The organism is Streptantibioticus ferralitis (assembly GCF_029223525.1).
Lineage (GTDB): Bacteria > Actinomycetota > Actinomycetes > Streptomycetales > Streptomycetaceae > Streptantibioticus_A > Streptantibioticus_A ferralitis.
This window is the reverse complement of sequence record NZ_JARHTQ010000013.1, coordinates 57,327-83,775: the sequence shown is the minus strand read 5'-3', so window position 1 is coordinate 83,775 and position 26,449 is coordinate 57,327. Positions and strand designations below refer to the sequence as shown.

The window sequence follows — 26,449 nt, the reverse complement described above, 5'->3', positions numbered from 1 at the left end:
TACGGCGGCCCGAGCCGCTACGCCCCTTCCTTCAACACCTGCTGGATCAGCTTCCGTTGGGCCCCGCTCAGGTGCGGGTCGGCGCACCGTACGGTGCGGCCGTCCACCGTGATCTCGTAGACGAACCCGTCCGGGACGCCGACCGGCGTCCCGGAGTCGCTCGCGGTGAGTACCTCGTGGGCGAGGGCGTGCAGGCGCCCCGCGTCGGGGCGGCCGGTGGTGTCCAGCTCCGCCCGGCGGGTGATTCCGGCGAAGCCGCCGGTCCTGGTCACCGCTATCCGCATGATGGTCGTCTACCCCTGGGACGGGGGCTGTGCACCTTCCGGTGCCTGCTGCTGGGGGGACGCCTGCCGGGGGAGTGCGGTGCCGGTCGGCGCGGCCGGCACCCCGACCTGGGACCAGGCCTTGAGCACCGTCTGGTACTCCTCCCCGTCCCCGTACCGGGTCTGCGCCGCGGTCGCGGTGGCCCGGGCGAAGGCGGCGAAATCGGCGTCCGACGCCAGGGCGCCGCCGGTGAGGGTGTCGTACCAGATCTGGCCCGCGCGCTCCCAGCTGTGACCGCCGAGCGCCGCGGCGACCAGGTAGAAGGCGTGGTTGGGAATGCCCGAGTTGATGTGCACACCGCCGTTGTCCTGCGAGGTGCTGACGTAGCCGTCCATGGTGGCGGGCTGCGGGTCCTTGCCGAGCGTGGGGTCGTCGTAGGCCGTTCCGGGCGCCTTCATCGAGCGCAGCGCGGTGCCGTGGATCCCGGGCGCGAGGACGTCCGCGCCGATCAGCCAGTCGGCCTGGTCGACGGTCTGCCGCAGTGCGTACTGCTTGATGACCGAGCCGAAGACGTCGGAGACCGACTCGTTGAGCGCCCCCGACTGCCCGAAGTACTCCAGGTTGGCGGTGTACTGGGTGACGCCGTGCGTCAGCTCGTGGCCGATCACGTCGACGGAGCCGGTGAAGTCCTGGAAGATCCGGCCGTCGCCGTCGCCGAAGACCATCTGCTTGCCGTCCCAGAAGGCGTTGTTGTAGCCCTGCCCGTAGTGGACGCTCGCGTTCAGCGGCAGGCCGCGGCCGTCGATGGAGTGCCGTCCGTACGCCCTCAGATAGAGCGTGAAGGTGGCGCCCAGCCCGTCGTAGGCGTGGTTGACCGGCTGGTCCTTGGCGGGACCGGCGCCCTCCGCCCGCACCTTCTCGCCGGGCAGCGTCTGCTGGTGCCGGGCGTCGTAGATCGTGCGGACGGGGTGGTCGGGGCCGGTGGCCGTGTCGGGCACGGCGGTCGGCAGGGCGCCGATCCGGCGCCGGGTGCGGTGAGCGGCGTCGAGCTCCAGCGTGTACCGCGCCGGAAGGTGCACGTCGGGATCCTCGTGCCGGGCGAGCGAGTCAAGCAGATGCGGCGGGACGATCGAGCAGAAAACAGGACGGCTGGCAGGCGCATTGGTCATTCCCGCAATCTGGCACTGCGTAGCTCGGTTGTCACCGCTCGTGTCCGGAATTCCCAAGAACGAGTGGAAGATCAACGTTTACGACGTGTTGGCCCGCCGTCTTGCATACTGAGAGGAACCGGGCTTCTCCTGTGCGTCGTGGGGCCTGCCGGGCTAGGCTTCCCACATCATGCGTTTCGGGCTGCTTCTTCTTAGCTGCCGCGGCGAGGGCCTGTAGTCGAGGCCGACCCCCTCCCCGCGGAGTTCGGTGATGCCACATCCCGCCGTCGGCCGTCCGAGCCAAAGGACTCAGGAGCCTCACAGCATGAGCAGCACCCCCAACAGCGTCGGTCGACCCACGCCCATCACCGCCGCCACGGTGCGCCAGCGCCCGTCCCGGATGCCGATCCACAAGTACGGCCCGTACGAGGCCGTGGACATCCCGGACCGCACCTGGCCGCAGCAGCGGATCACCAAGGCGCCGCGCTGGCTGTCGACGGACCTGCGGGACGGCAACCAGGCGCTGATCGACCCGATGTCGCCGACCCGCAAGCGGGCGATGTTCGACCTGCTGGTCTCCATGGGCTACAAGGAGATCGAGGTCGGGTTCCCGTCGTCCGGCGAGACCGACTTCGCGTTCGTGCGCTCCATCATCGAAGAGGGCGCGATCCCGGAGGACGTGACGATCTCCGTCCTGACGCAGGCCCGCGAGGAACTGATCGAGCGGACCGTCGAATCGCTGCGCGGCGCCCCGCGCGCCACCGTGCACCTGTACAACGCGACCGCGCCGCTGTTCCGCCGGGTGGTCTTCCGCGGCGGGCGCGAGGAGACCAAGCAGATCGCCGTGGACGGCACCCGGCTGGTGATGGAGTACGCCGACAAGATCCTGGGCGAGGAGACGGCCTTCGGCTACCAGTACAGCCCGGAGATCTTCACCGACACCGAGCTGGACTTCGCGCTGGAGGTCTGCGAGGCGGTGATGGACGTCTGGCAGCCGGAGGACGGCCGCGAGATCATCCTCAACCTGCCCGCCACGGTGGAGCGTTCCACGCCGAGCACGCACGCCGACCGCTTCGAGTGGATGTCGCGGAACCTGTCCCGCCGCGAGCACATCTGCCTGTCGGTGCACCCGCACAACGACCGCGGCACCGCGGTGGCCGCCGCCGAGCTGGCGATCATGGCCGGGGCCGACCGCATCGAGGGCTGCCTGTTCGGGCAGGGCGAGCGCACCGGCAACGTCGACCTGGTCACCCTGGGGATGAACCTGTTCTCCCAGGGCGTCGACCCGCAGATCGACTTCTCCCGGATCGACGACATCCGCCGCACCGCCGAGTACTGCAACCAGATGGAGATCCACCCGCGCCACCCCTACGCGGGCGATCTGGTCTACACCGCCTTCTCCGGCTCCCACCAGGACGCCATCAAGAAGGGCTTCGAGGCGCTGGAGGCGGACGCGGCGGCGCAGGGCAAGACCGTCGACGAGATCGAATGGGCGGTTCCGTACCTGCCCATCGACCCCAAGGACGTGGGCCGTTCCTACGAGGCCGTCATCCGCGTCAACTCCCAGTCCGGCAAGGGCGGTATCGCCTACGTCCTGAAGAACGACCACAAGCTGGACCTGCCGCGCCGGATGCAGATCGAGTTCTCGAAGATCATCCAGAACAAGACCGACGCCGAGGGCGGCGAGGTCACCCCGGCCGAGATCTGGTCGGTCTTCCAGGACGAGTACCTGCCGACGCCGGACAACGCCTGGGGCCGGATCGCGCTGCGCTCCGCCCAGACCTCGACCACGAACGACGGTGGGGACGCGCTCACCGTCGAGGCGGTGGTGGACGGCACCGAGACCGTGCTGACCGGTACCGGCAACGGCCCGCTGGCCGCGTTCATCGACGCCCTGGCCGCGGCCGACGTGGACGTACGGGTGCTGGACTACGCCGAGCACGCGCAGACCGAGGGCGCGGCCGCCCAGGCGGCCTCCTACGTGGAGTGCGCGATCGACGGCAAGGTGCTGTGGGGCGTCGGTATCGACGCGAACATCGTGCGCGCCTCGATCAAGGCCGTGGTGTCCGCGGTCAACCGGGCGCACCGCGCCTGACCTGGCGGACGAACCCCGCGGTTCCGGCCACCAGGCGGTGGCCGGAACCGCGTTTTCGTAACCCGGTGGGTACGCGGTACTGACTGCACGTCATCGGTGTGGCTAACATCACTCCAACACGGCGACGTTGCCGGAGCGTTACCTATGCGCGGCATCGCGCTGGCTCCCACGCTCGCGCCGTGCGACGCAACGCGACGTAGTGGGATGTTCGCACGTGCCAGGACGAGCCGCCGGAGGGTGCATCGTGGGCCTGCCATCGCTGGAACTGCGCTGTCGGGGCCGGTACGTCTGGGGGGTACGGACCGTCTGGCACACCGAGGGCGACGGTGAGTTCTACTGCCCGAACTGCGGCGGTGACCGCAACTACTGCCGCCGCAGCGGCGTTCGGCGCCTCACCGTGCTGGGGGTGCCGCTGCTCTCCCGGGGCCCGGCGGGCACCATCGCCGAGTGCGGCGTCTGCCACCGCCGCTACGGGCTCGACGTACTGGACGCGCCCACCAGCAGCCGCTTCTCCGCGATGCTCAGGGACGCGGTGCACACCATCGCCCTCGCCGTGCTGACCGCGGGCGGCGCCAGCTCCCGGCACGCCCGCCAGGCCGCCCTGGAGGCGGTGCGCGAGGCCGGGTTCAGCGACTGCACCGAGGACCAGCTCATCGGCCTGCTGGCCGCGCTGGCCGCGGACGAGGGACGGCTGCCCGGCGCGTACGACTCCCTGGCGGGCGCCCTGGACGGCTGCGGGACCTGGCTGTCGATCGAGCTCCACGAGGCCCTGGAGCCGCTTACCAGGCACCTCGCTCCGCAGGGCCGCGAGCGCGTCCTGCTCCAGGGCGCGCGGATCGCGCTCGCCGACGGCCCGTACCTGCCCGCCGAACGTGAGGCCCTCGCCGCCGTCGGCCGCTCGCTGCGGCTGCCCGCGGAGGACACCGACCGGCTGCTGGAGGCGGCTGCCCGCACGCCGTCGTAGGGCGTCCATGCGGGACAATGAGTGGCATGAGTCTGTTCCGCGATGACGGCATAGTGCTGCGCACCCAGAAGCTGGGCGAGGCGGATCGGGTCATGCTGTTTTCTTCCGGGGGGCGACCCCCGTACCCCCAGCCGGGCAGTGGCGGGTGCGGTCGATGACTCTGTTTCGCGATGACGGCATAGTGCTGCGCACCCAGAAGCTGGGCGAGGCGGATCGGATCATCACGTTCCTCACTCGGCGGCAGGGGCGGGTGCGGGCCGTGGCCCGGGGCGTTCGCCGTACCAAGTCGAAGTTCGGCGCTCGCCTGGAGCCGTTCTCCCACGTCGATGCGCAGTTCTTCGCCCGCGGCGGCGAACTGGTCGGCCGTGGGCTGCCGTTGTGCACCCAGGTCGAGTCGATCGCGGCCTACGGCAGCGGCATCGTCACCGATTACGCCCGCTACACCGCCGGTACGGCGATGCTGGAGACCGCCGAGCGGTTCACGGATCACGAGGGAGAACCTGCCGTGCAGCAGTACCTGCTGCTGGTCGGGGGACTGCGGACACTGGCCAGCGGCGCGCATGACCCACGGCTGGTGCTGGACGCCTTCCTGCTGCGCTCGCTCGCTGTCAACGGCTATGCGCCCAGCTTCGAGGCCTGCGCCAAATGCGGGCTGCCCGGGCCGAACCGGTTCTTCTCGGTCGCATCGGGCGGAGTGGTATGCGCTCAGTGCCGCGTTCCCGGCAGCGTCGTACCCTCTGCGGAGTCACTGGAACTCCTGGGGGCGCTGCTCACCGGGGACTGGGAAACGGCGGATGCCTGCGAGGAGCGCCACTCCCGGGAGGGCAGCGGGATCGTGGCCGCGTACCTGCAGTGGCATCTGGAGCGGGGGCTGCGCTCGCTGCGGTTCGTGGAGAATGCGGTCCGTCGGGAAGTAGAAGCAGGGAAGTAGGGGAAAAGAGCACATGGCACGTCGTGGGATCCTCAGTCGTGGTCGGCGCGAATACCAGGTGCCGGACCCGCACCCGTCGGGCGCGCGACCGCCGAAGATCCCTGCCGAACTGGTCCCGAACCATGTCGCGATCGTCATGGACGGGAACGGCCGCTGGGCGAAGCAGCGCGGACTGCCGCGTACCGAGGGCCACAAGGTGGGCGAGGGCGTGGTGCTCGACGTCCTCAAGGGCTGCATCGAGATGGGGGTCAAGAACCTCTCGCTGTACGCCTTCTCGACGGAGAACTGGAAGCGGTCGCCGGAAGAGGTCCGCTTCCTGATGAACTTCAACCGCGATGTGATCCGCCGCCGCCGCGATGAGATGGATGCGCTGGGCATCCGGATCCGGTGGACCGGCCGGATGCCGAAGCTGTGGAAGTCCGTTGTCCAGGAACTGCAGATCGCCCAGGAGCAGACCAAGGACAACGACGCCATGACGCTGTACTTCTGCGTCAACTACGGCGGCCGTGCGGAGATCGCGGACGCGGCGGCGAGGTTGGCCGCGGACGTCAAGGCGGGCAGGCTCGACCCGTCCAAGGTCAACGAGAAGACGCTCGCCAAGTACATGTACTACCCGGACATGCCGGACGTCGACCTGTTCGTCCGCCCCTCCGGCGAACAGCGCACGTCCAACTACCTGATCTGGCAGAGCGCTTATGCGGAGATGGTGTTCCAGGACGTACTGTGGCCGGATTTCGACCGTCGCGATCTGTGGCGCGCCTGCCTTGAGTACGCCTCGCGCGACCGCCGCTTCGGCGGCGCGCTCCCGAACCCCTAGGGAGAGAGCGTTCCGGGGGGGCTCGGCCCCCCGGAAGCGGCTACTTCTGCGCGGCGGCCGCGCAGTCCGCGCAGGTCCCGAAGATCTCGATCGTATGGTCCACGTCCACGTAGCCGTGCTCGGCGGCGATGGCGTCGGCCCACTTCTCGACCGCGGGGCCCTCGACCTCGACGGCCTTGCCGCAGCTGCGGCAGACCAGGTGGTGATGGTGGCCGCTGCTGCAGCGGCGGTAGACGGCCTCGCCTTCGCTGGTCCGCAGCACGTCCACCTCGCCGGCGTCGGCGAGCGACTGCAGGGTGCGGTAGACGGTGGTCAGGCCCACCGAGTCGCCGCGGTGCCGCAGCAGGTCGTGCAGCTCCTGCGCGCTGCGGAACTCGTCGACCTCCGCGAGGGCGGCCGATACCGCGGCACGCTGTCGGGTGGCACGTCCCTGGACGGGGGGGTTGGCGGTGGCCACGGTCTCGTCCTCCTCGTTCCTGCGGGCACTGCGGTTCGCTGGCTCGCTCCCATTGTGCCAGTGGTTGATGATCGTAAAGGGAAACCGATTTGGTCCGGAGGGCTCAAGCGCCGGTAACCTGAGTTATTCGCTGGGCCGCAGCGGGCCGCACCGTTACGACGCGCGAGGTGCCGGCGGATCCCACATTGACCGCTTCGTCGTACTGAAGAGAGCACCGTGGCCGCCGACAAGATCGACACCATCGTCAGCCTGAGCAAGCGCCGTGGCTTCGTCTACCCCTGCTCCGAGATCTACGGTGGCCAGCGTGCCGCCTGGGACTACGGACCGCTGGGCGTGGAGCTCAAGGAGAACATCAAGCGCCAGTGGTGGCGCTCCATGGTCACCTCGCGCGACGACGTGGTCGGTATCGACTCGTCGGTGATCCTGGCCCGCGAGGTCTGGGAGGCCTCCGGTCACGTGGCCACCTTCACCGACCCGCTCACCGAGTGCACCTCCTGCCACAAGCGTTTCCGCGCTGACCACCTGGAGGAGGCGTACGAGGCGAAGCACGGCCGTATGCCGATCAACGGCCTCGCCGACATCAACTGCCCCAACTGCGGCAACAAGGGCGGCTTCACCGAGCCCAAGCAGTTCTCCGGCCTGCTCTCCACCCACCTCGGCCCGACCCAGGACTCCGGCTCGGTCGCCTACCTGCGTCCGGAGACCGCGCAGGGCATCTTCACCAACTTCGCCGCCGTCCAGCAGACCTCGCGCAAGAAGCCGCCGTTCGGTATCGCCCAGATCGGCAAGTCCTTCCGCAACGAGATTACTCCGGGCAACTTCATCTTCCGCACCCGGGAGTTCGAGCAGATGGAGATGGAGTTCTTCGTCAAGCCGGGCGAGGACGAGCAGTGGCACGAGTACTGGATGGACCAGCGCTGGAACTGGTACCGCGACCTGGGCATCCGCGAGGAGAACATCCGCTGGTACGAGCACGCGAAGGAGAAGCTCTCCCACTACTCGAAGCGCACCGCTGACATCGAGTACCGCTTCAACTTCGGCGGCACCGAGTTCTCCGAGCTCGAGGGCGTGGCCAACCGCACGGACTACGACCTGAACGCGCACTCCAAGGCCTCCGGCCAGGACCTGTCGTACTTCGACCAGGAGGCGGGGGAGCGCTGGACCCCGTACGTGATCGAGCCCGCGGCCGGTGTCAACCGCGCCATGCTCGCCTTCATGCTCGACGCCTACAACGAGGACGAGGCGCCGAACGCCAAGGGCCAGATGGAGAAGCGCACCGTGATGCGCCTCGACCCGCGGCTCGCCCCGGTGAAGGTCGCCGTGCTGCCGCTGTCCCGCAACCCGCAGCTGTCGCCGAAGGCCAAGGGCCTCGCCGCCGACCTGCGGAAGAACTGGAACATCGAGTTCGACGACGCGGGCGCCATCGGCCGCCGCTACCGCCGCCAGGACGAGATCGGTACCCCGTTCTGCGTGACGGTCGACTTCGACACCCTTGAGGACAACGCGGTGACCGTGCGTGAGCGCGACACCATGAAGCAGGAGCGGGTGTCGCTGGACCAGGTGCAGGCCTACCTGGGCAGCCGTCTGCTCGGCTGCTGAGGCCACGATCGGCAAGGGGGCTGGGGGCTTCGGCCCCCAGCCCCCTTGCCGTGTCAGTCCAGCAGTCGGGTGACGATCCGGTCCAGTGCCGCCAGGTCGTCGGGCGGCAGGGCGAGCAGCGCGTCGGGCGGGGTGTCCAGGATGCGGTTGCCCTCCTCGGCCGCGGCTCGGCCGGGCGGCGTGACGCGGACCAGTTTGGAGCGGCGGTCCGCCGGGTTGGCGGTGCGCTCCACCAGGCCGCGCTTGGCCAGGTCGTCGACGATCACGGTGGCGTAGGGCGCGTCGATCACCATGAACTCGGCGAGGGAGCGCAGGGTGCACGGCTGGTTGGCTATCCGGCGCAGCGCCTTGACCCGGTTGAAGCTCATCCCGAGTGCCTCGGCGACCTCCTTGCGGCGGTCGTGCTGCTCCAGGAGCAGGACGCGCAGGCCGTGCCATGCGTGCTCGGCGGTCTCGATCCTGTCGTCCATCATGCGTTCACCGGCATCTTGATCTCGTCGGTCGTCAGGCGGTCCGCGGTACGGTCCGCCGTGCGGCGCGCCCAGCGGCCGGAGGTGATGCTGCCGATGACGAAGATGGCGGCTCCGCAGCCGGCGATGATCCACCAGGCGGTCCGGCTGGCGTCGGTGAAGCCCGCGCCGTAACCCCCGGCCGCGCCGGAGGCCATCACCGAGCCGATCACCGCGACCCCGAGCGAGCTGCCGACCTGGCGGCTGGTGGAGGCGACGGCGGCCGCCACACCGGCCTGGGAGCGCGGCATACCGGACACCGCTGTGTTGGTGATCGGGGCGTTGACCAGGCCGAAACCGATGCCGAAGACGATGTATCCGCCGATCACCAGCCCGAGCGAGGTGCTCGCGGAGAACTGCGTCGCCATCACCACACTGCTCAGGCACATCGCCGTCCCGGCGAGCAGCAGCGGCAGCCGCGGCCCACGGGCGCCGACGATCCGGCCGGACAGCGGGGCGAAGAACAGCGACATCGCGGCCATCGGCAGCATGGTCAGGCCCGCGTGCAGTGCGTCGAGGTGCCGCAGGTTCTGCAGGTACAGGGTGTTGAGGAAGAGGAACCCGCCGAGCGCGGCGAAGCCGCAGATCGCTATCACGGTCGCGCCCGAGAACGGGGCGCTACGGAAGAACCGCAGGTCGAGCAGGGGTTCGTCGCGCCGCGGCTCGTACCACAGCAGTCCGGCGAGCGAGGCCGCGGCGACCACCGCGCAGGTGACGATCAGCGGGTTGGTCACGCCCTTGCCGGGGGCCTCGATGATCGCGTAGGTCACCCCGGCGAGCAGCGCGATCATCAGCAGCTGGCCGATCGGGTCGACCCGGCGCGGCTTGGGGGCGCGGGACTCCGGGACGAACAGCTTGGTCAGCGTGAGGGCCAGCAGACCTATGGGGACGTTCAGCCAGAAGATGGTGCGCCATCCGGTGGTCTCCACCAGCAGCCCGCCGATCACCGGACCGGCCGACATGCTGATGCCGACCACCCCGCCCCACACGCCGATCGCCCGGGCGCGCTCCTTCGGCTCGGTGAAGACGTTGGTGATGATCGACATCGCCACCGGGTTGAGCATCGAACCGCCGATCGCCTGCAGCATCCGGAAGCCCACCAGCCAGGGCAGGCCGGGAGCGAGGCTGCACAGCAGGGACGCGAGGGTGAAGACCGTCAGGCCGACCTGGAACGTACGGCGGCGGCCGATCCGGTCGGCGGTCGAACCGGAGAGCATCAGGAAGCTGGCCAGCACCAGCGTGTAGGCGTCGATCGTCCACTGCAGGCCGGAGACGGTGGTGTGCATCTCCTTCTGCATCGACGGCAGCGCGACGGTGAGCACCGTGTTGTCCAGGCTGACCATCAGCAGGGACATGCAGCAGATGGCCAACACGAGGAAGCGTCTTCTGCGGCTCAGCTCTGGCACGGCCCACCCCTATGAGTATTAGTTGTATGTATGTAATTATTTCAAGAGTACAACTAACTCGTTGGTGGCTCAAACGGGTTGGCCGCCCGCCGGGGGCGACGGGCCCGGACGGCTATCCGCCGAGGCCGCGAAGGACCAGTGCGCAGACCGCGTCGAAGGCGGGGTGAATGCTCTCGTCGCCCCAGTCGGTCGCGTAGGCCGGGTCGTGGAATCGGCAGGTGGCGTCCCATACGGCGCGGGCCGTCACGGCCGGTTCCGTGTCGGCGGGGAGGCTCAACTCGCCCTTCCCCACGCCCTCTTCGATGATCTGCGCCAACTGCCCGACCACTGTGTCGATGTGACGGTCGACGACCTCGCTGCTCTCGCCGGCGAGCACCATGTACGTGGCGAACAGTTCCGGATCGCCGCCCGCCTTGGCCCGCTTGGCCGCGAACAGCGCCGCCAGCCAGTCGCGCAGCCGCTGCGGTGTGGGGCCGGCGGCCCGCGCGATCTGGGACAAGGCGGCGTGCGACTGGTCGAGCCAGCGTTCGGTCACCGCCTCACGCAGCGCGGCCTTGCTGGGGAAGTGCCGGTACACGCTGCCGTGACTGACCCCCAGCGCCCGTGCCACGTCGACCACGGTCGCCTTGGCGGGGCCGAATCGGCGCAGCACGTCCTCGGTGGCTTCGAGGATGCGGTCGGGGGTCAGGGGCTCCGGCGGCATGGAGGGGGTCCGGCCTTTCTCGTCTGCTACTGCTGCTCGCTGTCGAGGTAGCTCATCTGCGCGGTCGGGTAGCGCTCGCCCGCGGCGGCCCCGGCCGGGACGGCCTTCTCGATCGCCGCCAGGTCCTCCGCGTCCAGGGTCACGTCCAGCGCGCCCAGTGCCTCGGTGAGGCGGTCCCGGCGCCGCGCGCCGACCAGGGGCACGATGTCCTCGCCGCGGGAGAGCACCCAGGCGATGGCGATCTGGGCGACGGTAGCACCCTTGGCGTCGGCGATCTGCCGCAGTGCGTCGACCAGGCCGAGGTTGCGGTCCAGGTTCTCGCCGCTGAAACGCGGGCTCCCGCTGCGGAAGTCGCCCGCCGCGGTCTGCCGGTCGCGGGTCCAGTGGCCGCTGAGCAGGCCGCGGGAGAGCACGCCGTAGGCGGTCACCGCGATGCCGAGCTCACGGCAGGTCGGCAGGATCCGCTGCTCGATGTCGCGGGAGAACAGCGAGTACTCGATCTGCAGATCGCTGATCGGCGCCACCGAGGCGGCCCGGCGGATGGTGTCCGCGCCGACCTCGGACAGGCCGATGTGCCGTACGTGCCCGGCTTGTACGGCCTCGGCGATCGCGCCGACGGTCTCCTCGATCGGTACCGCAGGGTCGGCCCGGGCGATCCGGTAGACGTCGATGTGGTCGGTGCCGAGCCGCTGGAGCGAGTAGGCGAGGAAGTTCTTGACCGCCTCGGGGCGGCCGTCATGGCCGGACCAGCCTCCGTCGGGGTCGCGCAGGGCGCCGAACTTGACGCTCAGCAGCGCGTTGTCGCGGCCCTGCCTGCTGCTCTCCAGGGCCTCCCGGATGAGCAGTTCGTTGTGGCCCATGGCGTAGAAGTCGCCGGTGTCGAGCAGGGTGATTCCGGCGTCGAGGGCGGCGTGGATGGTGGCGATGGACTCGCCGCGGTCGGTCTCGCCGTACAGCGCGGACATGCCCATGCAGCCGAGGCCGATCGCCGAGCTGACGGGACCGTTGGTACCGAGGGTTCGGGTGTGCATTGCGGGTTGCTCCTTCAGAAAAGGGGGGCGCCCGACAAGCATGGCATGCGCGATGACAGATTTCAATATCTGTCATCGCATCTTCGATTGTGGGTTTACCGGCTCAACCGTGACCTGGTCTCCATGAGGGCGAAGCCCAGCAGATTGAGGCCCCGCCACCGCGCCGGATCCGGTGCGCGCTCGTCATCGGCCGCCAGCCCGATGCCCCAGACCCGGTCCAGCGGGCTCGCCTCCACCAGCACTCGGGACCCGGTGCTCAGCAGGAAGTCGCGCAGCGCCGGATCCTGACCGAACTTGGCCACGTTCCCCTCGACCACCAGGTGCCAGCGGTGCCGTGCCCACAACTCCTCGTCGAAGCCGCGCACTTGGCGGCCGAGTGTCTTCGCCTCGTTGGGGTGCCCGGCGGCCAGCACCGCGGCCGCGGTCTCCTCGTCCTCGAACAGCCGGGCCTTTCCCGCCATCATCCAGTGCTCGGCCGTCGGGTACCGGACGCCGTCGACGGTGAACTCCGCGGGCCACCACTGGCTGAGGCACCCGGCCCCCAGGCTTCCGTCCCGCTTGGGCCGATGGCCCCAGAACATCAGGTACTTGGGGGTCACCCCGGAAGCCACCAGGGCGGCCAACGCGCCGCGGTCCCGGGCCTCGGACGGGTGGGTGATCGGCTGTGCTTCGCTCATGCCGTAGATCGTGTCAGCGGGGTGTGACAACGGGCCCGCGGATACACGGCGATCACCCCCGTATCGCCGTGCCCCGCGGGCCCGTGGCCGACCGTCACCGCACCTGACGCGGTAGCCGCAGGCTCAGCACGACCGCCGCCGCACCCCCCGCGACCTGCACCAGGATCGCCGTCACCAGCGCGTCGCGCATGCCGACCGAGGACGCCAGCGACAGGAACAGGGTGCCCAGCGTCGCGACGCCGAGCGCCAGCGATGACTGCTGGGTGGTCACCATCACGCCGCTGCCCACCCCGGCGCGGTCCGCCGGAACCTCCGACAGCACGATCCGGAACACCGTGCTCATCGCCAGCCCCTGGCCGAAGCCGAGCACCGCCATGCCCGGCGCGAAGTCCAGCGGCCCCATGTGCGGCCAGCTCGCCAGCGTTGCCGCCACCACGATCAGCAGCCCGACGCCCTGCACGGCCAGCCCGGTGGTCACCACCCGGCGCCCGTGCCGCACCACCAGTCGCGGTGCGAGCAGCGAGGCCGTGAAGAACGCCACCGCCATCGGTGCGAGCGCGGTGCCCGCCGACACCGGACCAAGCCTCAGCCCCTGCTGAAGCCCGACCGCCATCACGAACATGAAGCCGCCGAACCCGGTGAAGAACGGCAGCGCCACCAGCAGACCGCTGCGCATCCCGTGATTGCCCAGCAGCGACGGCGGCACCAGCGGGTCGCGGCCGGTGCGCTCGGCGCGCCGCTCGGCCAGCCAGAACCCGGCCGCCACGAACGGCGCGGCGGCCAGCAGCAGCCAGCACCACAGCGGCCAGCCGACCGCCCTGCCCTCCATCAGCGGCACCAGCAGCGCGAGCAGCGTCGCACCCAGCAGAACCGTGCCCGTGACGTCGATCCGCGCGGGCTTCGCCGACCGCGTCTCCGGGACCGTACGCAGCGCGAGCACCATCGCGGCCGCCGCCACCGGTACGTTCACCAGGAATATGGAGCGCCAGCCGGTGCCCGCGATGTCCGCGGCCACCAGCCAGCCCCCCAGCACCTGGCCCGCCACCGCCGCTATACCGCCGGTGGCGCCGTACAGGCCGAGTGCCCGGCCGCGCCGGGCGCCGGTGGTGGTGGACTGGATGGTCGCCAGCACCTGCGGCAGCATCAGCGCGGACGCCGCGCCCTGGGCGACCCGCGCGCCGACCAGCGTCCAGGCGTTCGGCGCCAGGCCGCAGGCCAGCGAGGTCAGCGCGAACAGCGCCGTTCCGATGAGGAAGAGCCGGCGGCGCCCGATCATGTCGCCGAGCCGGCCGCCGAGCACCAGCAGCACGGCGTACGCCACGCCGTAGCCCGCCGCGACCATCTCCAGCAGTGCGGGGCCGGTGTGCAGATCGCGCTCGATGGTCGGGAGCGCGACATTGACGATAAAGAAGTCGATCATGGGGAGTGCCGCGCCGAGGAGCAGGGTGAGCAACCCGAGCGGGCCGAGCGCCGGGGACGCGGCCGAGTCCGGGCCGGACGCCTGGGCGCCGAGGCGGCGCACGCTCGGCAGCACCGTGGCCCTCGAAGGCCGGACTTCGGTCTGTGCGGTCTGTGTCTTCACGGCCACTACGATGCTGGCTGATTTAAGGGGGTACCAGAGTGTGGTTATCCAGGTATTGGAAGAACCTGGCAACTGGCTGAAGGGTGCGGCAAGCTGGTCCCATGAGCGTGAGCACCGATGTACGCCGACGTGAACTGGCCGACTTCCTGCGCAGTCGCCGCGAGCGGATCACCCCCGACCAGGTGGGCCTGCCCGCCGGTTCACGGCGCCGCACCCCGGGGCTGCGCCGTGAGGAGGTGGCGCAGCTGTCCGCGGTCGGCGTCACCTGGTACACGTGGCTTGAGCAGGCCCGCGACATCCAGGTCTCCGCGCAGGTGCTGGACGCGGTGGCCCGTACGCTCATGCTCGATCCGGGCGAGCGTGCCCATCTGTTCGTGCTGGCCGGGGCCTCCGACCCGATGCCGCCCAAGGACTGCCCCACGGTGACGCCCGCGGTACGGGCCGCCATGGAGCAACTGGAGCCGCTGCCCGCCTGCGTCATGAACAGCCGGTACGACATCCTCGCGTACAACCGCACCTACGGTCGGCTGGTGAACGACCTGGACGCGCTGCCCGCCGAGGACCGCAACGTGTTGTGGCTGGTGTTCACCGATCCCGCCTGGCGCGAGGCGGTGGTCGACCGGGACGAGGTCATGCGCCGCTGCACCGCCCAGTTCCGGGCCGGGATGGGCGAGCATGTGGCGGAGCCGGTCTGGACGCACCTGGTCAAGCGGCTGGAGCGGGGGTCCGAGGAGTTCCGCGAGATCTGGCGGGAGCATGAGGTGGCCCCGCCGTCCAACCGTCCCAAGCGCTTCCTCAACAGCCGGGTCGGCCTGCTCAACCTGGAGCACACCAGTATGTGGCTGCGGCCGCGCAGCGGCACCCGGATGGTCGTCTACACCCCGCTGGACGACCAGACCCGCAGCCGCCTGGAGCGGTTGCACCAGCTCGCCGTGGCGGCCTCGGAACGGGTGCCGGTGGCCGTCTGAGCGAGGCCTCGCGCCGGTGGGGGACAATGGGAGATCGCCCGTACCATCCGCCGCCCGAAGGAAATCCCGCCGCGATGACGAACCTGCAGATCGGTCCGCACACCGTGTCGCCGCCCGTCGTGCTCGCGCCGATGGCGGGGATCACCAACGCACCGTTCCGTACGCTCTGCCGGGAGTTCTCGGGCGGCAAGGGACTGTTCGTCTCCGAGATGATCACGACCCGGGCGCTGGTCGAGCGGAACGACAAGACCATGCAGCTGATCCACTTCGACCAGACCGAGCGACCGCGCTCGATCCAGCTGTACGGCGTGGACCCGGTGACCGTCGGCAAGGCGGTCCGCATGATCGTCGACGAGGACCTCGCCGACCACATCGACCTCAACTTCGGCTGCCCGGTGCCCAAGGTGACCCGCAAGGGCGGCGGGTCGGCCCTGCCGTTCAAGCGGAACCTGCTGCGCGCCATCCTGCGGGAGGCGGTGGGCAACGCGGGCGCGCTGCCGGTGACGATCAAGATGCGCAAGGGCATTGACGACGACCACCTCACCTACCTCGACGCGGGCCGGATCGCGGTGCAGGAGGGCGTCACCGCCGTCGCGCTGCACGGCCGTACGGCGGCGCAGCACTACGGCGGCACCGCCGACTGGCCGGCCATCGCCCGGCTGAAGGAGGCTGTTCCGGAGATCCCGGTTCTGGGCAACGGCGACATCTGGTGCGCGGACGACGCGGTGCGGATGATGCGCGAGACCGGCTGTGACGGTGTGGTCGTCGGCCGCGGCTGCCTGGGGCGGCCGTGGCTGTTCGGCGACCTGGTCAACGCCTTCGAGGGCGGGGGAGACAGCGCCCGGCCGTCGTTCAAGGAGGTGGCGCTGGTCATGCGCCGCCATGCCGAACTCCTCGCCGAGTGGCTGGGCGACGAGGAGCGCGGCGTCATCGACTTCCGTAAGCACGTGGCCTGGTACACCAAGGGCTTCTCGGTCGGTTCGCAGATGCGCCAGCGGCTGGCCATGTCGTCCTCGCTGGCCGAACTCGACGATCATCTGAGCGCGGTGGACCTGGATCAGCCGTGGCCTGAAGGTGCCGAAGGCCCGCGCGGACGCACCGCTGGCACGAAGCGGGTGGTGCTGCCGGACGGCTGGCTGAAGGATCCGTACGACTGCGCCGTGGTGAGTGCTGACGCGGAACTGGACACTTCCGGCGGCTGAGTGTTTCCAGGGCGTTCCGGGCGTCCAGCATGTGAGATGCGAGCGGCGTCGAGCGCGTGATTCTCGCCACGCATGATTAGTCACCTGCTCATTTGAGCGGCAAGCAGACGTGGCATTGAGTGTCGTTACGTTTCCAATGGATGGCACCGGGTGTCACGCTCGTTGGGTTCACCGGCTTGAGGTAAGGGCTACACTGAGTAGTCATCGACAAGTTAAACGCGCGACTTCCGCGCTCATGTGTTCAGGTATTAAACACGGATGAGCGATCGGACTGCGCGTGTAGATCCCAGGCCGGATGAGCCATTCCGCTTTGGATCTGCTGGCAGACGGGTGGTTACGCCCATATGACATGGCCATAGACGCACTGCGCCGCCTTGGAGATGGGTACGCTCCCCGCCGTCAGGGCACACCCCCGTGGGCGAGGAGTCGGATCCGTGTCGCTACAGCAAACACCCCGGAAGTTCGTCTACGACTTCACTGAGGGCAACAAGGACCTGAAGGACCTGCTCGGTGGCAAGGGCGCGAATCTGGCCGAGATGACCAACCTCGGTCTGCCGGTACCGCCCGGCTTCACCATCACCACCGAGGCGTGCAAGGTCTACCTGGATTCCGGCAGTGAGCCCGCCGAGCTGCGCGACGAGGTGAGCGCGCACCTCGACGCACTGGAGCAGCGGATGGGCAAGCGCCTTGGCCAGAGCGACGATCCGCTGCTGGTGTCGGTGCGGTCCGGAGCGAAGTTCTCCATGCCCGGAATGATGGACACCGTCCTCAACATCGGCCTGTCCGACACCTCGGTATCCGGCCTCGCCGCCCAGGCGGGCGATGAGCGGTTCGCCTGGGACTCGTACCGCCGCCTTGTCCAGATGTTCGGCAAGACGGTGCTGGGCGTGGACGGCGATCTGTTCGAGGAGGCCCTGGAGGAGGCCAAGCAGGCCAAGGGCGCCGGCAGCGACCTCGACCTGGACGCCGCCGACCTGCGGCAACTGGTCGAGGACTTCAAGCAGATCGTGCTCAAGGAGGCGGGCCGGGAGTTCCCGCAGGACCCGCGCGAGCAGATGGACCTCGCCATAAGGGCGGTCTTCGACTCGTGGAACACCGAGCGCGCCAAGCTCTACCGCCGCCAGGAGCGCATCCCGCACGACCTCGGCACCGCCGTCAACGTCTGCTCGATGGTCTTCGGCAACCTCGGACCCGACTCGGGCACCGGTGTGGCCTTCACCCGTGACCCGGCCAGCGGCCAGCAGGGCGTCTACGGCGACTACCTGCAGAACGCGCAGGGCGAGGACGTCGTCGCGGGCATCCGCAACACCGTGCCGCTCTCCGAGCTGGAGCGCATCGACAAGTCCTCGTACGACCAGCTGATGCAGATCATGGAGACGCTGGAGACGCACTACAAGGACCTGTGCGACATCGAGTTCACCATCGAGCGCGGCAAGTTGTGGATGCTGCAGACCCGGGTGGGCAAGCGCACCGCCGCCGCCGCGTTCCGCATCGCCACCCAGCTGGTGGACCAGGGGCTGATCGACGAGGCCGAGGCGCTGCAGCGGGTCAACGGGGCGCAGCTCGCCCAGCTGATGTTCCCGCGCTTCGATGAGAGCGCCAAGGCGGAGAAGCTGGGCCGGGGCATCGCGGCCTCGCCGGGCGCGGCGGTCGGCAAGGCGGTCTTCGACTCGTACACCGCCGTCAAGTGGTCCCGCTCGGGCGAGAAGGTCATCCTGATCCGCCGGGAGACCAACCCCGATGACCTCAACGGCATGATCGCCGCCGAGGGCATCCTGACCTCGCGCGGCGGCAAGACCTCGCACGCGGCCGTGGTCGCCCGCGGCATGGGCAAGACCTGTGTGTGCGGCGCCGAGGAGCTCGAAGTCGACACCAAACGGCGGCGGTTGACCGCTCCCGGCGGCGTCGTGGTCGAGGAGGGCGACCTGGTCTCCATCGACGGCTCCACCGGCAAGGTCTACCTCGGCGAGGTGCCGGTCGTGCCGTCCCCTGTCGTGGAGTACTTCGAGGGCCGGATGCACGCGGGCGCCGACGACGCCGACGAACTCGTCCAGGCCGTGCACCGCATCATGGCCTACGCGGACCGGGTACGCCGCCTTCGAGTACGCGCCAACGCCGACAACGCCGAGGACGCGGCCCGCGCACGGCGGTTCGGCGCGCAGGGCATCGGACTGTGCCGCACCGAGCACATGTTCCTCGGCGACCGCCGGGAGCTGGTCGAACGGCTGATCCTCGCCGACCACGACGACGAGCGCGCCAGCGCACTCGAAGCCCTACTGCCGCTCCAGCGCCAGGACTTCATCGACCTGTTCGAGGCGATGGACGGACTGCCGGTCACCGTACGGCTGTTGGACCCGCCGCTGCACGAGTTCCTGCCCGACATCACCGACCTGTCGGTACGGGTGGCGCTCGCCGAGTCGCGCAAGGAGTCCCACGAGAACGACCTGCGGCTGCTGCAGGCGGTCCACCGGCTGCATGAGCAGAACCCGATGCTCGGCCTGCGCGGTGTGCGGCTCGGCCTGGTCATCCCCGGCCTGTTCACCATGCAGGTACGGGCCATCGCGGAGGCCGCGGCCCAGCGCCGCAAGGCGAACGGCGACCCGCGCGCGGAGATCATGATCCCGCTGGTGGGCACGGTGCAGGAGCTGGAGCTGGTTCGCGAGGACGCGGAGAAGGTCATCGCGGAGGTGGAGGCCGAGCACGGCGTCGAACTGGGGCTGAAGCTCGGCACGATGATCGAGCTGCCGCGCGCCGCGCTCACCGCCGGGCAGATCGCGGAGGCCGCGGAGTTCTTCTCCTTCGGCACCAACGACCTGACCCAGACGGTGTGGGGCTTCTCCCGCGATGACGTCGAGGCCAGCTTCTTCACCGCGTACCTGGAGAAGGGCATCTTCGGCGTCAGCCCGTTCGAGACCATCGACCGCGATGGTGTGGGCTCGCTGGTGAAGTCGGCGGTCGAGGCGGGCCGGGCCACGCGTCCCGACCTCAAGCTCGGGGTGTGCGGTGAGCACGGCGGTGACCCGGAGTCCGTCCACTTCTTCCACGAGGTGGGACTGGACTACGTTTCCTGCTCGCCGTTCCGCATCCCGGTCGCCCGTCTGGAGGCGGGCCGCGCCGCGTCGCAGAGCGAGGGCAGCGACCACCGCTGAGGCTTGGCCTCAGCGGCGTTCCGACGACTGGTTGCGGCCGGTTCGACACCGCCGGTCCGCGCCGTCGCTGCGGAAGAAGGCTTCCGCAGCGACCGTGAGATTCGCCCGACTCCCTAAGCCACTACCGGAAACCCTCACATGGGGCGGCGCCTTGTGCGGAAGGCGCCGCCCCGCCCCCCTTTTTGTGTTCGTTCGCCGCCGGGCGCTTTACCCTGTGCCGACACTCCTCGCCGGGCGGTCGCCGCGCTCCCGTGTCTTCGTCTCTTTCGGCAGCGGCGCGCTCCGCGGCCGGAGGCCGCTGATGTCACTGCGGCTCGCTCACCTTGCCGGAAACGGGGGTGCCCGGTGCGTGCCATCACGGGTGTGGGTGCCGTTACGTGTTGAGGCGGAAGCGGAGGCGGCAGATCACCGCGTCGGTGTCTCTGCGGACCGCGTGGGCCAGGACCGCGCCGCGTTGGTTCTGCAGCAGGCGCTGCCACACATGGGCGGGCTCGACCTCCGGGATCATCACGGTGATCCGGGTGCCGGGGCGCTCGGCCGTCAGCTCGCGGATCAGCTGGGTCACCGGGCGGCCCAACGCACGACGGGGGCAGGGGAGTTCGATCAGCGGTACGCCCGGGTTCCACAGGTCCCAGTCCCGTCGGAGCGACTCGGTGTGCGCCCGGTCCTCCGGGTCGGACGCGGCGACCGTCACCGCCATCACCTCGTCGCCGAGTGAGGTGGCCGCCGTCAGCGCCTCGCTGGTCAGCCGGGACAGTGTGGAGACCGGCACGATGACCAACGAGCGGTCGCGGCGCGGCGGTTCCGGCACCCGGCCGAGGCCCAGGGACTCACCGATCCGGCCGTACGCCCGGTGGATCCGTTCGAAGAGCACCACCAGCAGCGGCAGCGCGACCACGATGATCCAGGCGCCCTCGGTGAACTTGGTCGCCGTCACGATGACCGCGGCGATCCCGGTCAGCACGGCGCCGAAGGCGTTGAGCGCGGCCTTGGCGGCCCAGCCGGGGGACTGCTCCGCGCGCCAGTGGATGACCATGCCCACCTGGCAGATGGTGAAGCCGACGAAGACGCCGATGGCGAACAGCGGCACGATCGTGTTGGTGTCGCCGCCGGAGAACACCAGCAGTGCCGCCGAGACGGCCGCCAGCGCCAGCACGCCGTGCCGGTGCACCTGGCGGTCGGCCTTCAGCGCGAAGACATGCGGCAGGTGGTTGTCGCGGGCCAGCAGCGCCATCAGCACCGGCAGCCCGCCGAAGGAGGTGTTGGCGGCCAGCGCCAGCAGGATCATCGTGGCGAACTGCACCACGTAGAAGGCCCAGTTGTGGCCGAGCGAGGCGTCCGCGAGCTGGGCGAGGACGGTGACCCCCTCCACCGGCTGCAGATGGAACCGGCCGATCAGCACCGACAGACCGATCAGCATGACGCCGAGCAGCGCGCCCAGCGCGACCTCGGTGCGCTGCGCCCGCTTCACCTTCGGTGTGCGGAAGGACGGTACGGCGTTGGCGATCGCCTCGACACCGGTCAGTGCGGAGCACCCGGCGGAGAACGCCTTCAGCAGCAGTAGCGCGCCCACCGTCGTGGCGTTGCCGGCCAGTACCGAGCTGTGCCCGGCGGCCGTCGCCGTGCTCACCGGGTGGTCGCGGAAGAGGCCCGCCACTATCAGGGCCAGGATCGACCCGACGAAGACCAAGGTCGGGATCATGAACACCCGCGCGGACTCGGCGATGCCGCGCAGGTTGACCCCGGTGACCGCGACGAGCACCGCGAGGCACAGCCACACCCGGTCGCCGTAGAGGGACGGGAAGGCGGAGGTGAGCGCCGCCACACCGGCGGTCACCGAAACGGCCACGTTGAGGACGTAGTCCAGGATCAGCGAGGCGGCCGCCACCAGACTGGTACGGCGCCCCAGATGAGTCTTGGCGACCGCGTAGGACCCGCCACCGTTCGGGAACGCCGCGATGACCTGCCGGTACGAGGCGACCAGCACCGCGAGCAGCGCCGCGATCGCCAGCGTCACCGGGAGGGTGAACCCCAGACCGTGTGCCCCGGCCGCGGCCAGCACCAGCACGATCGACTCGGGTCCGTACGCCACGGACGCCATCGCGTCCAGCGAGAGCGCGGCCAGTCCGCCGAGGGCGGTGAGCTTGTGGCGGTCGCCGGTATCGGGCGGCTGCTCCCGGGTCGCGGCGGGCGATTCTGGCGCTGTGGGCTGCGACACTGCGGACATCCTGTGGTACCTCCGTGCGGGAGATCCCAGCGTGCGGGTGCGCGCCGGGGCGCACGGCAGGTCCTAGCGCGCTCTTGTCACCCAGTGCCGCCGTCTTGGCGCGATCTTGACGCCTGAGCCGCGCTTTGGGCGCGCCTCGTCAGAGTTCCGTCAAGACATTCCGTCTGGCGCCGGCTTCCCACCAAGGTGCGGGACGTCTGAGTGCGGACACACAAGGGCGGGGTGCTCACTCACCGGCAGGGAGTGAGCACCCCGCCCTTGTGTGTTCCGGTGTTCAGCGTGTGGTGCCGCTGTTGAAGAGCGACCGCGACCAGACGTAGCCGACCAGGGCGATACCGGCGCACCAGGCGAGCGAGATCCAGCCGTCGTTGCCGATCGCCGTGCCGGTCAGCAGGCCGCGTAGTGTCTCGGTCATCGGCGTGAACGGCTGGTACTCGGCGAACCAGCGCAGGCCCGGCGACATCGACTGGGCGGGCACGAACGCCGAGCCGAGGAACGGCAGGAACTGGACGAGCAACGGCTTGTTGCTCGCCGACTCGACGGTCTTGGAGATCAGGCCGAGCGCCGCGGACAGCCAGGTCACCGCGAAGGCGATGGCCGCGAGGAGGCCGGCCGCGGCCAGCCACTCCAGCGGGGTCGCCCCGGACCGGAAGCCGACGGCGAGCGCGACGCCGACGACCAGCACGGCGCTCACCATCGTCTGGATGACGCTGCCGATGACATGCCCCGTCATGAACGACGAGCGCGTGATGTTCATGGTGCGGAAGCGGTTGATGATGCCCTCGGTCATGTCGGTGCAGACCGCGATCGAGGTCGACATCGAGCCGGCGGCCACCCCCATGATGAGGATGCCGGGCGTCAGATAGTTCGGATACGCGTCCCGGCCGCCGCCCATGCCGGCGCCGATCGAGTCGCCGAAGGCGTACACGAACAGCAGCAGCATCAGGATCGGCATCATGGCGCTGCCGAGCCCCACGGACGGATAGCGGATCGCGTGCTTGAGATTCCGCCGCAGCATCGTCATCGAGTCGTGCACGGCGTAGGTGAGGGTGCTCATCGCAGGGTCTCCTTCACGTGGAGCGCGGTGTTGGTGCTGCCGTCGCCGGTCAGGGCGAGGAACACGTCGTCGAGGTCGGGGGTGTGCACGGAGAAGTCGGCGGCGCGGATACCGGCGGCGTCGAGCCGGTCGAGCAGGGCGCGCAGCGCGTCGAGGCCGCCGTCGCCCGCGACGCGCAGAGCGAGCTCCTCGTCGCCCCGGACCGCGCCGGGGAAGACGGCGGCCGCGCGCTCGTACTCGTCGGGGTCGGTGAAGCGCAGGCGTACATGGCTGCCGGGGATCTGCGCCTTGAGCTCGTCGGCGGTTCCTTCGGCGACGATCCGGCCGCCGTCGAGCACCGCGATCCGGTCCGCCAACTGGTCGGCCTCCTCCAGGTATTGCGTGGTGAGGAAGACGGTGACGCCGCCGGCGACCAGTGAGCGCACGGTCTCCCACATGGTGCGGCGGCTGCGCGGGTCGAGGCCGGTCGTCGGCTCGTCGAGGAAGATCACCTTCGGGTCGCCGACCAGCGTCATGGCGATGTCGAGCCGACGCCGCATACCGCCGGAGAAGAACGCGGCGCGCTTGTGCGCGACGTCCGCGATGTCGAACCGCTCCAGCAACTCCTTGGCCCGCTTGCGTCCTTCGCGCTTGCCGAGGCGCAGCAGGTCGGCCATGAGGAGCAGGTTCTCCTCGGCGGTGAGCAGGTCGTCGAGCGCGGCGAACTGCCCGGTGACGCCGATCGCGGCGCGCACCCCGTCCGGCGACGTGGCGACGTCGTGGCCCGCGACCTGGGCCTGCCCGCCGTCGGCGGAGATGAGCGTGGACAGGATCTGCACGGTGGTGGTCTTGCCGGCGCCGTTCGGCCCGAGCAGCGCGAACACGGTTCCGGCCGGGATCCGCAGATCGATGCCGTCGAGAACGGTCTTGTCGCCGTACGACTTGCGCAGGTCGGCGGTGGAGACGGCGACGGGCCGCTGCCGGCCGTTGCGCTGCCTTGGTGTGGGCATGACAGAAGAAGGCATGGGGTCCTCCCATTCGAAGGCGTGGTGAGCGGTGAAGTGGCCTTGGTTGTAAGGAGATTGGGCGGGTCAGGCCCGGGCGCGGCGGATGTCGATGTTGCCGTAGCGAGTACGGGCCCTGACCTCGACCGTGTCCTCGGTCTTCTCCGGGCTCTCGGACGCGGTGAGCGAGTTGTGCACCTGGCCGGAGCTTGAGCTGACGTCGAGCCAGGCGGCCGTGCCCTCGCGGATGCCGACCTCGATGGCGCCGTAGGAGGTCTCCAACTGGGCGGTGCCGCGGACTACTTCGTCGAGGCGCAGGGTGCCGTGTGCGGTGGTGGCGGTGACCGAGCCCTCGGCGTGCTCGATGATGATGTCGCCGTTGGCGCCGCTCACCCGCAGATCGCCCAGGGCGTCGCCGACGGACGTGGTGCCGTGCGAGTTCTTCAGGACGGCCGGGCCCTCGACGGTGCCGACGCGCAGACTGCCGGAGCTGGAGGTGATCTCGGCGGGCCCCTCGACGCGGTCCACGGTGATGCTGCCGTGGGACGCGGTCAGGTGCAGCGGCCCGGTGGTGTCGAGGCGGACGTCGCCCGACGAGATCTTCACCCGGACCTCGCCGAGCCGGCCCTCGCCGTGCACCTGGGCCCAGGCGCCGGTGATCTCCGCCTGCGAGCCCGTGGGCAGTTCGACCGTCACGTCGACGGTGCCGGTGCGCCCGATGAGGTAGCGCTGCTTCGGCGTCCTGATGGTCAACAGGCCGCTCGCGTACCGCACTTCGGTCTGCTCGGCTGCCCGTACGTCCAGTTCCTTCTTCGGGTCGCGGGGCTGCACCTCGACGACGGTGTCGAGACGGTCAGCCGCGATGAACCGGATGGATCCGGCTTCCACGTGGGCGGTGGCCGAGATCGGTTCGGGAGTGTCGAAAGGAGCGTCGAAAGAAGGCATAGCTGTCCCGTCCTCCTGGGTCTTCGTGGCGTCCCTGCTGGTGGGACGTGGTGTGGGTGAAGTGGGGTGGCCGGGGCGCGGCTAGCGCACCCAGCCCGTGAAGCTCTGTCCGACGGTGCGGGTGGTGCGGGTCTCCGCCGTACGTGACCGGGTGCCGCCGTCGACCGCGGCCGACACGGCTCGTACCAGCCACGCGTTGACCGACAGGCCCTCGCGGCTCGCGGCCTCCTCGGCGCGCGCCTTGAGGTGGGCGGGCAGGCGCAGGTTGACGCGGGCGGTGCCGCCGTCGTCACCGTCGGCCGGGGCCGGTGCCTTGAGCGGCTCGGGGGGCCCGCTCCTGTCCTCGTACGCCTCGTCGCCCGCCGGCCGCGTCACCACGAAGTCGGGGTCGAGCCCGCGCAGCCGTACGTCGACCGAGCCCGGGGCGAGTTCGCGGGTGATCTCGTCCATCGCGGCGGAGAGCACATTGAGCATCGTCAGGCGGGTCGCCGACTCCAGGGGAGCGGTGAGCCGCTCGGCCAGCTCGCGGGCTTCTTCGCCGCCTGCTTCGGCGGCCACCGCGAGTTCGCGGCGGAGGTTGTCGACATACGGCGTGAGGTCCATGACGTCATGGTGGCACCACTGTGGCGCCACATGCAAGCCCGTAGCGGGAGCGGTTGTGGGTCAGGGCTAATGTGACGGCTCTGACCTGTGGAAACGTGTCGACGTCGAGTTGCGTCAATGCGGTGCCACGTAGAGTCTCCGCCTCTCTGGCGCATCTAGTGGCACCACGTGATGCCACTACTGGGTCACGGCCGCCAACCCCGCGTACCGCACATCGGTCAACTGCTCCGACGCGGTCCACAGGCGCTCGGCGGCGACGTCGTTGAGCGTCCAGGGGGCCCGCCACGAGCTGGCGGGACCGCCCCACACCGACAGCATCCGGGGACCGAAGAACGCATCCGGCCGTACGTCCGCGGCGGTCGCCGCGTAGAGCGTCGGCAGCGCGCCCGTGACGGGGGACTGGGCGAGAAGCTGGTTGCCGAGCTGGGCGATCCGCTCCGCGAACCTGCGGTCGTCCAACTTGGGCCCGGCCGTCTGCAGATTCGTGTCCGCGTAACCGGGGTGCGCCGCGGCGGCGATCACATCGGATCCGGCCGCCCGCAACCGGCGGGCCAACTCGTGGATGAACAGCAGGTTCGCGCTCTTCGAGCGCCCGTAGGCGGTCCAACGCCGGTACCTGCGCTCGCTGTTGAGGTCGCCCGGGTCGATGTTGCCGATCACGTGCAAACCGCTGGAGACGCTCACCACGCGGGCGCCCGGGGTGGCCAGCAGCTTCGGCAGCAGCAACCCGGTCAGCGCGAAGTGGCCGAGGTGGTTGACGCCGAACTGGGTCTCGAAGCCGTCCATCGTCCTGGCATACGGCAGTGCCATCACGCCCGCGTTGTTGACCAGCAGGTCGAGCCGGTCCTCGGAGTAGTCCTTGGCGAACGCGCGTACCGACGCCAGATCCGCGAGGTCCAGACGGCGGTGGGTGACCCGGGCGGACGGCACCTCGCACGTCAACCGGTCGACGGCGTCCTTGCCGCGCTGCTCACTGCGGCAGGCGAGCAGGACGTGTGCGCCGTGCCGGGCCAGCTCACGGGCGGCGCAGTAGCCGATCCCGCTGTTGGCGCCGGTGACCACTGCGGTACGGCCGGTCTGGTCGGGTATGTCGTTCGCGGTCCAGCCCATGACACCAGCCCATTCCTCGCTC

At 69.9% G+C, this 26,449-nt stretch carries 23 protein-coding genes; 8 read left to right on the top strand and 15 right to left on the bottom strand.

All coding sequences use genetic code 11. The features are described from left to right. Positions 1-17: 17 nt before the first annotated feature. Positions 18-284, bottom strand: coding sequence for a protealysin inhibitor emfourin (locus tag P2L57_RS20785; RefSeq protein WP_275816703.1), 267 nt, complete (start codon positions 282-284; stop codon positions 18-20). 9 nt (positions 285-293) lie between these two features. Next, positions 294-1,433, bottom strand: a complete 1,140-nt coding sequence (locus P2L57_RS20780; RefSeq protein ID WP_275816701.1) for a M4 family metallopeptidase — start codon at positions 1,431-1,433, stop codon at positions 294-296. Between the two features lie 304 nt (positions 1,434-1,737). Between P2L57_RS20780 and leuA the strand changes: the two genes are divergently transcribed. The 4 genes from leuA to P2L57_RS20755 all read left to right on the top strand — a co-directional run bounded on the left by leuA (position 1,738) and on the right by P2L57_RS20755 (position 6,219). Then, positions 1,738-3,507 carry a 2-isopropylmalate synthase gene (leuA, locus tag P2L57_RS20775; RefSeq protein ID WP_275816699.1) on the top strand — a complete coding sequence of 590 codons (1,770 nt, stop codon included), beginning with the start codon at positions 1,738-1,740 and terminating at the stop codon, positions 3,505-3,507. Positions 3,508-3,751: 244 nt separating this feature from the next. After that, positions 3,752-4,471 (top strand): TerB family tellurite resistance protein, encoded by a 720-nt coding sequence (locus P2L57_RS20770; RefSeq protein ID WP_275816697.1) that lies wholly within the window; start codon positions 3,752-3,754, stop codon positions 4,469-4,471. 154 nt (positions 4,472-4,625) lie between these two features. Beyond that, positions 4,626-5,402 carry a DNA repair protein RecO gene (gene recO, locus P2L57_RS20760; RefSeq protein ID WP_275816695.1) on the top strand — a complete coding sequence of 259 codons (777 nt, stop codon included), beginning with the start codon at positions 4,626-4,628 and terminating at the stop codon, positions 5,400-5,402. A gap of 13 nt (positions 5,403-5,415) precedes the next feature. Next, on the top strand, positions 5,416-6,219 hold the full coding sequence (locus P2L57_RS20755; RefSeq protein ID WP_275816693.1) for an isoprenyl transferase: 804 nt from the start codon (positions 5,416-5,418) through the stop codon (positions 6,217-6,219). A gap of 40 nt (positions 6,220-6,259) precedes the next feature. Here P2L57_RS20755 and P2L57_RS20750 read toward each other — a convergent pair whose 3' ends face one another. After that, positions 6,260-6,676: a Fur family transcriptional regulator gene (locus P2L57_RS20750; RefSeq protein ID WP_275816691.1), complete on the bottom strand. Its 417-nt coding sequence runs from the start codon at positions 6,674-6,676 to the stop codon at positions 6,260-6,262. Between the two features lie 216 nt (positions 6,677-6,892). Here P2L57_RS20750 and P2L57_RS20745 point away from each other — a divergent pair, with 216 nt between their 5' ends. Continuing rightward, a complete protein-coding gene (locus P2L57_RS20745; protein WP_275816689.1) occupies positions 6,893-8,275 on the top strand; it encodes a glycine--tRNA ligase in 1,383 nt (460 codons plus the stop codon). 53 nt (positions 8,276-8,328) lie between these two features. On the opposite strand, the gene P2L57_RS20740 is transcribed toward P2L57_RS20745, so the two are convergent. The 6 genes from P2L57_RS20740 to P2L57_RS20715 form a co-directional block, all read right to left on the bottom strand. Then, positions 8,329-8,748, bottom strand: coding sequence for a MarR family winged helix-turn-helix transcriptional regulator (locus P2L57_RS20740; RefSeq protein ID WP_275816687.1), 420 nt, complete (start codon positions 8,746-8,748; stop codon positions 8,329-8,331). Next, positions 8,745-10,190 carry an MFS transporter gene (locus P2L57_RS20735; protein WP_275816685.1) on the bottom strand — a complete coding sequence of 482 codons (1,446 nt, stop codon included), beginning with the start codon at positions 10,188-10,190 and terminating at the stop codon, positions 8,745-8,747. The genes P2L57_RS20740 and P2L57_RS20735 overlap by 4 nt, the downstream gene beginning before the upstream one ends. Before the next feature lie 112 nt (positions 10,191-10,302). Next, on the bottom strand, positions 10,303-10,893 hold the full coding sequence (locus P2L57_RS20730; RefSeq protein ID WP_275816683.1) for a TetR/AcrR family transcriptional regulator: 591 nt from the start codon (positions 10,891-10,893) through the stop codon (positions 10,303-10,305). A gap of 26 nt (positions 10,894-10,919) precedes the next feature. Continuing rightward, positions 10,920-11,924, bottom strand: coding sequence for an aldo/keto reductase (locus P2L57_RS20725; protein WP_275816681.1), 1,005 nt, complete (start codon positions 11,922-11,924; stop codon positions 10,920-10,922). Positions 11,925-12,019: 95 nt separating this feature from the next. Continuing rightward, on the bottom strand, positions 12,020-12,601 hold the full coding sequence (gene ybiA, locus P2L57_RS20720; RefSeq protein ID WP_275816679.1) for a riboflavin biosynthesis intermediates N-glycosidase: 582 nt from the start codon (positions 12,599-12,601) through the stop codon (positions 12,020-12,022). A 94-nt stretch (positions 12,602-12,695) separates the two neighbouring features. Next, complete coding sequence (locus tag P2L57_RS20715; RefSeq protein ID WP_372515824.1) at positions 12,696-14,135, bottom strand: MFS transporter; 1,440 nt, start codon at positions 14,133-14,135, stop codon at positions 12,696-12,698. Positions 14,136-14,284: 149 nt separating this feature from the next. On the opposite strand from P2L57_RS20715, the gene P2L57_RS20710 reads away from it, so the two are divergent. The 3 genes from P2L57_RS20710 to ppdK all read left to right on the top strand — a co-directional run bounded on the left by P2L57_RS20710 (position 14,285) and on the right by ppdK (position 19,502). Continuing rightward, positions 14,285-15,151: a helix-turn-helix transcriptional regulator gene (locus P2L57_RS20710; RefSeq protein WP_275816677.1), complete on the top strand. Its 867-nt coding sequence runs from the start codon at positions 14,285-14,287 to the stop codon at positions 15,149-15,151. 74 nt (positions 15,152-15,225) lie between these two features. After that, positions 15,226-16,353, top strand: a complete 1,128-nt coding sequence (gene dusB, locus P2L57_RS20705) for a tRNA dihydrouridine synthase DusB (RefSeq protein WP_275816675.1) — start codon at positions 15,226-15,228, stop codon at positions 16,351-16,353. A gap of 380 nt (positions 16,354-16,733) precedes the next feature. Then, complete coding sequence (gene ppdK, locus P2L57_RS20700; RefSeq protein WP_372515813.1) at positions 16,734-19,502, top strand: pyruvate, phosphate dikinase; 2,769 nt, start codon at positions 16,734-16,736, stop codon at positions 19,500-19,502. 373 nt (positions 19,503-19,875) lie between these two features. On the opposite strand, the gene P2L57_RS20695 is transcribed toward ppdK, so the two are convergent. The 6 genes from P2L57_RS20695 to P2L57_RS20670 all read right to left on the bottom strand — a co-directional run bounded on the left by P2L57_RS20695 (position 19,876) and on the right by P2L57_RS20670 (position 26,427). After that, complete coding sequence (locus P2L57_RS20695; protein ID WP_372515812.1) at positions 19,876-21,720, bottom strand: APC family permease; 1,845 nt, start codon at positions 21,718-21,720, stop codon at positions 19,876-19,878. A gap of 283 nt (positions 21,721-22,003) precedes the next feature. Further along, positions 22,004-22,786 carry an ABC transporter permease gene (locus tag P2L57_RS20690; protein ID WP_275816669.1) on the bottom strand — a complete coding sequence of 261 codons (783 nt, stop codon included), beginning with the start codon at positions 22,784-22,786 and terminating at the stop codon, positions 22,004-22,006. Then, on the bottom strand, positions 22,783-23,775 hold the full coding sequence (locus tag P2L57_RS20685) for an ATP-binding cassette domain-containing protein (RefSeq protein ID WP_275816870.1): 993 nt from the start codon (positions 23,773-23,775) through the stop codon (positions 22,783-22,785). Before P2L57_RS20685 ends, P2L57_RS20690 begins: the two co-directional genes overlap by 4 nt. Positions 23,776-23,856: 81 nt before the next feature. Further along, complete coding sequence (locus P2L57_RS20680; RefSeq protein ID WP_275816667.1) at positions 23,857-24,714, bottom strand: DUF4097 family beta strand repeat-containing protein; 858 nt, start codon at positions 24,712-24,714, stop codon at positions 23,857-23,859. Positions 24,715-24,795: 81 nt separating this feature from the next. Continuing rightward, positions 24,796-25,317: a toxin-antitoxin system HicB family antitoxin gene (locus P2L57_RS20675; protein ID WP_275816665.1), complete on the bottom strand. Its 522-nt coding sequence runs from the start codon at positions 25,315-25,317 to the stop codon at positions 24,796-24,798. A 177-nt stretch (positions 25,318-25,494) separates the two neighbouring features. Beyond that, the gene (locus P2L57_RS20670) at positions 25,495-26,427 is read right to left on the bottom strand and encodes an oxidoreductase (RefSeq protein WP_275816663.1); all 933 of its coding nucleotides are present in this window, start codon (positions 26,425-26,427) and stop codon (positions 25,495-25,497) included. Positions 26,428-26,449 lie beyond the last annotated feature (22 nt).

What these genes read in the sequence shown, in the direction of transcription:
- P2L57_RS20785 (WP_275816703.1), bottom strand. Translation starts at nt 284, where the DNA reads ATGCGGATAGCGGTGACCAGGACCGGCGGCTTCGCCGGAATCACCCGC.
- P2L57_RS20780 (WP_275816701.1), bottom strand. Translation starts at nt 1,433, where the DNA reads ATGACCAATGCGCCTGCCAGCCGTCCTGTTTTCTGCTCGATCGTCCCG.
- leuA (WP_275816699.1), top strand. Translation starts at nt 1,738, where the DNA reads ATGAGCAGCACCCCCAACAGCGTCGGTCGACCCACGCCCATCACCGCC.
- recO (WP_275816695.1), top strand. Translation starts at nt 4,626, where the DNA reads ATGACTCTGTTTCGCGATGACGGCATAGTGCTGCGCACCCAGAAGCTG.
- P2L57_RS20755 (WP_275816693.1), top strand. Translation starts at nt 5,416, where the DNA reads ATGGCACGTCGTGGGATCCTCAGTCGTGGTCGGCGCGAATACCAGGTG.
- P2L57_RS20740 (WP_275816687.1), bottom strand. Translation starts at nt 8,748, where the DNA reads ATGATGGACGACAGGATCGAGACCGCCGAGCACGCATGGCACGGCCTG.
- P2L57_RS20730 (WP_275816683.1), bottom strand. Translation starts at nt 10,893, where the DNA reads ATGCCGCCGGAGCCCCTGACCCCCGACCGCATCCTCGAAGCCACCGAG.
- P2L57_RS20725 (WP_275816681.1), bottom strand. Translation starts at nt 11,924, where the DNA reads ATGCACACCCGAACCCTCGGTACCAACGGTCCCGTCAGCTCGGCGATC.
- ybiA (WP_275816679.1), bottom strand. Translation starts at nt 12,601, where the DNA reads ATGAGCGAAGCACAGCCGATCACCCACCCGTCCGAGGCCCGGGACCGC.
- P2L57_RS20710 (WP_275816677.1), top strand. Translation starts at nt 14,285, where the DNA reads ATGAGCGTGAGCACCGATGTACGCCGACGTGAACTGGCCGACTTCCTG.
- dusB (WP_275816675.1), top strand. Translation starts at nt 15,226, where the DNA reads ATGACGAACCTGCAGATCGGTCCGCACACCGTGTCGCCGCCCGTCGTG.
- ppdK (WP_372515813.1), top strand. Translation starts at nt 16,734, where the DNA reads ATGGGTACGCTCCCCGCCGTCAGGGCACACCCCCGTGGGCGAGGAGTC.
- P2L57_RS20690 (WP_275816669.1), bottom strand. Translation starts at nt 22,786, where the DNA reads ATGAGCACCCTCACCTACGCCGTGCACGACTCGATGACGATGCTGCGG.
- P2L57_RS20685 (WP_275816870.1), bottom strand. Translation starts at nt 23,775, where the DNA reads ATGCCCACACCAAGGCAGCGCAACGGCCGGCAGCGGCCCGTCGCCGTC.
- P2L57_RS20680 (WP_275816667.1), bottom strand. Translation starts at nt 24,714, where the DNA reads ATGCCTTCTTTCGACGCTCCTTTCGACACTCCCGAACCGATCTCGGCC.
- P2L57_RS20675 (WP_275816665.1), bottom strand. Translation starts at nt 25,317, where the DNA reads ATGGACCTCACGCCGTATGTCGACAACCTCCGCCGCGAACTCGCGGTG.
- P2L57_RS20670 (WP_275816663.1), bottom strand. Translation starts at nt 26,427, where the DNA reads ATGGGCTGGACCGCGAACGACATACCCGACCAGACCGGCCGTACCGCA.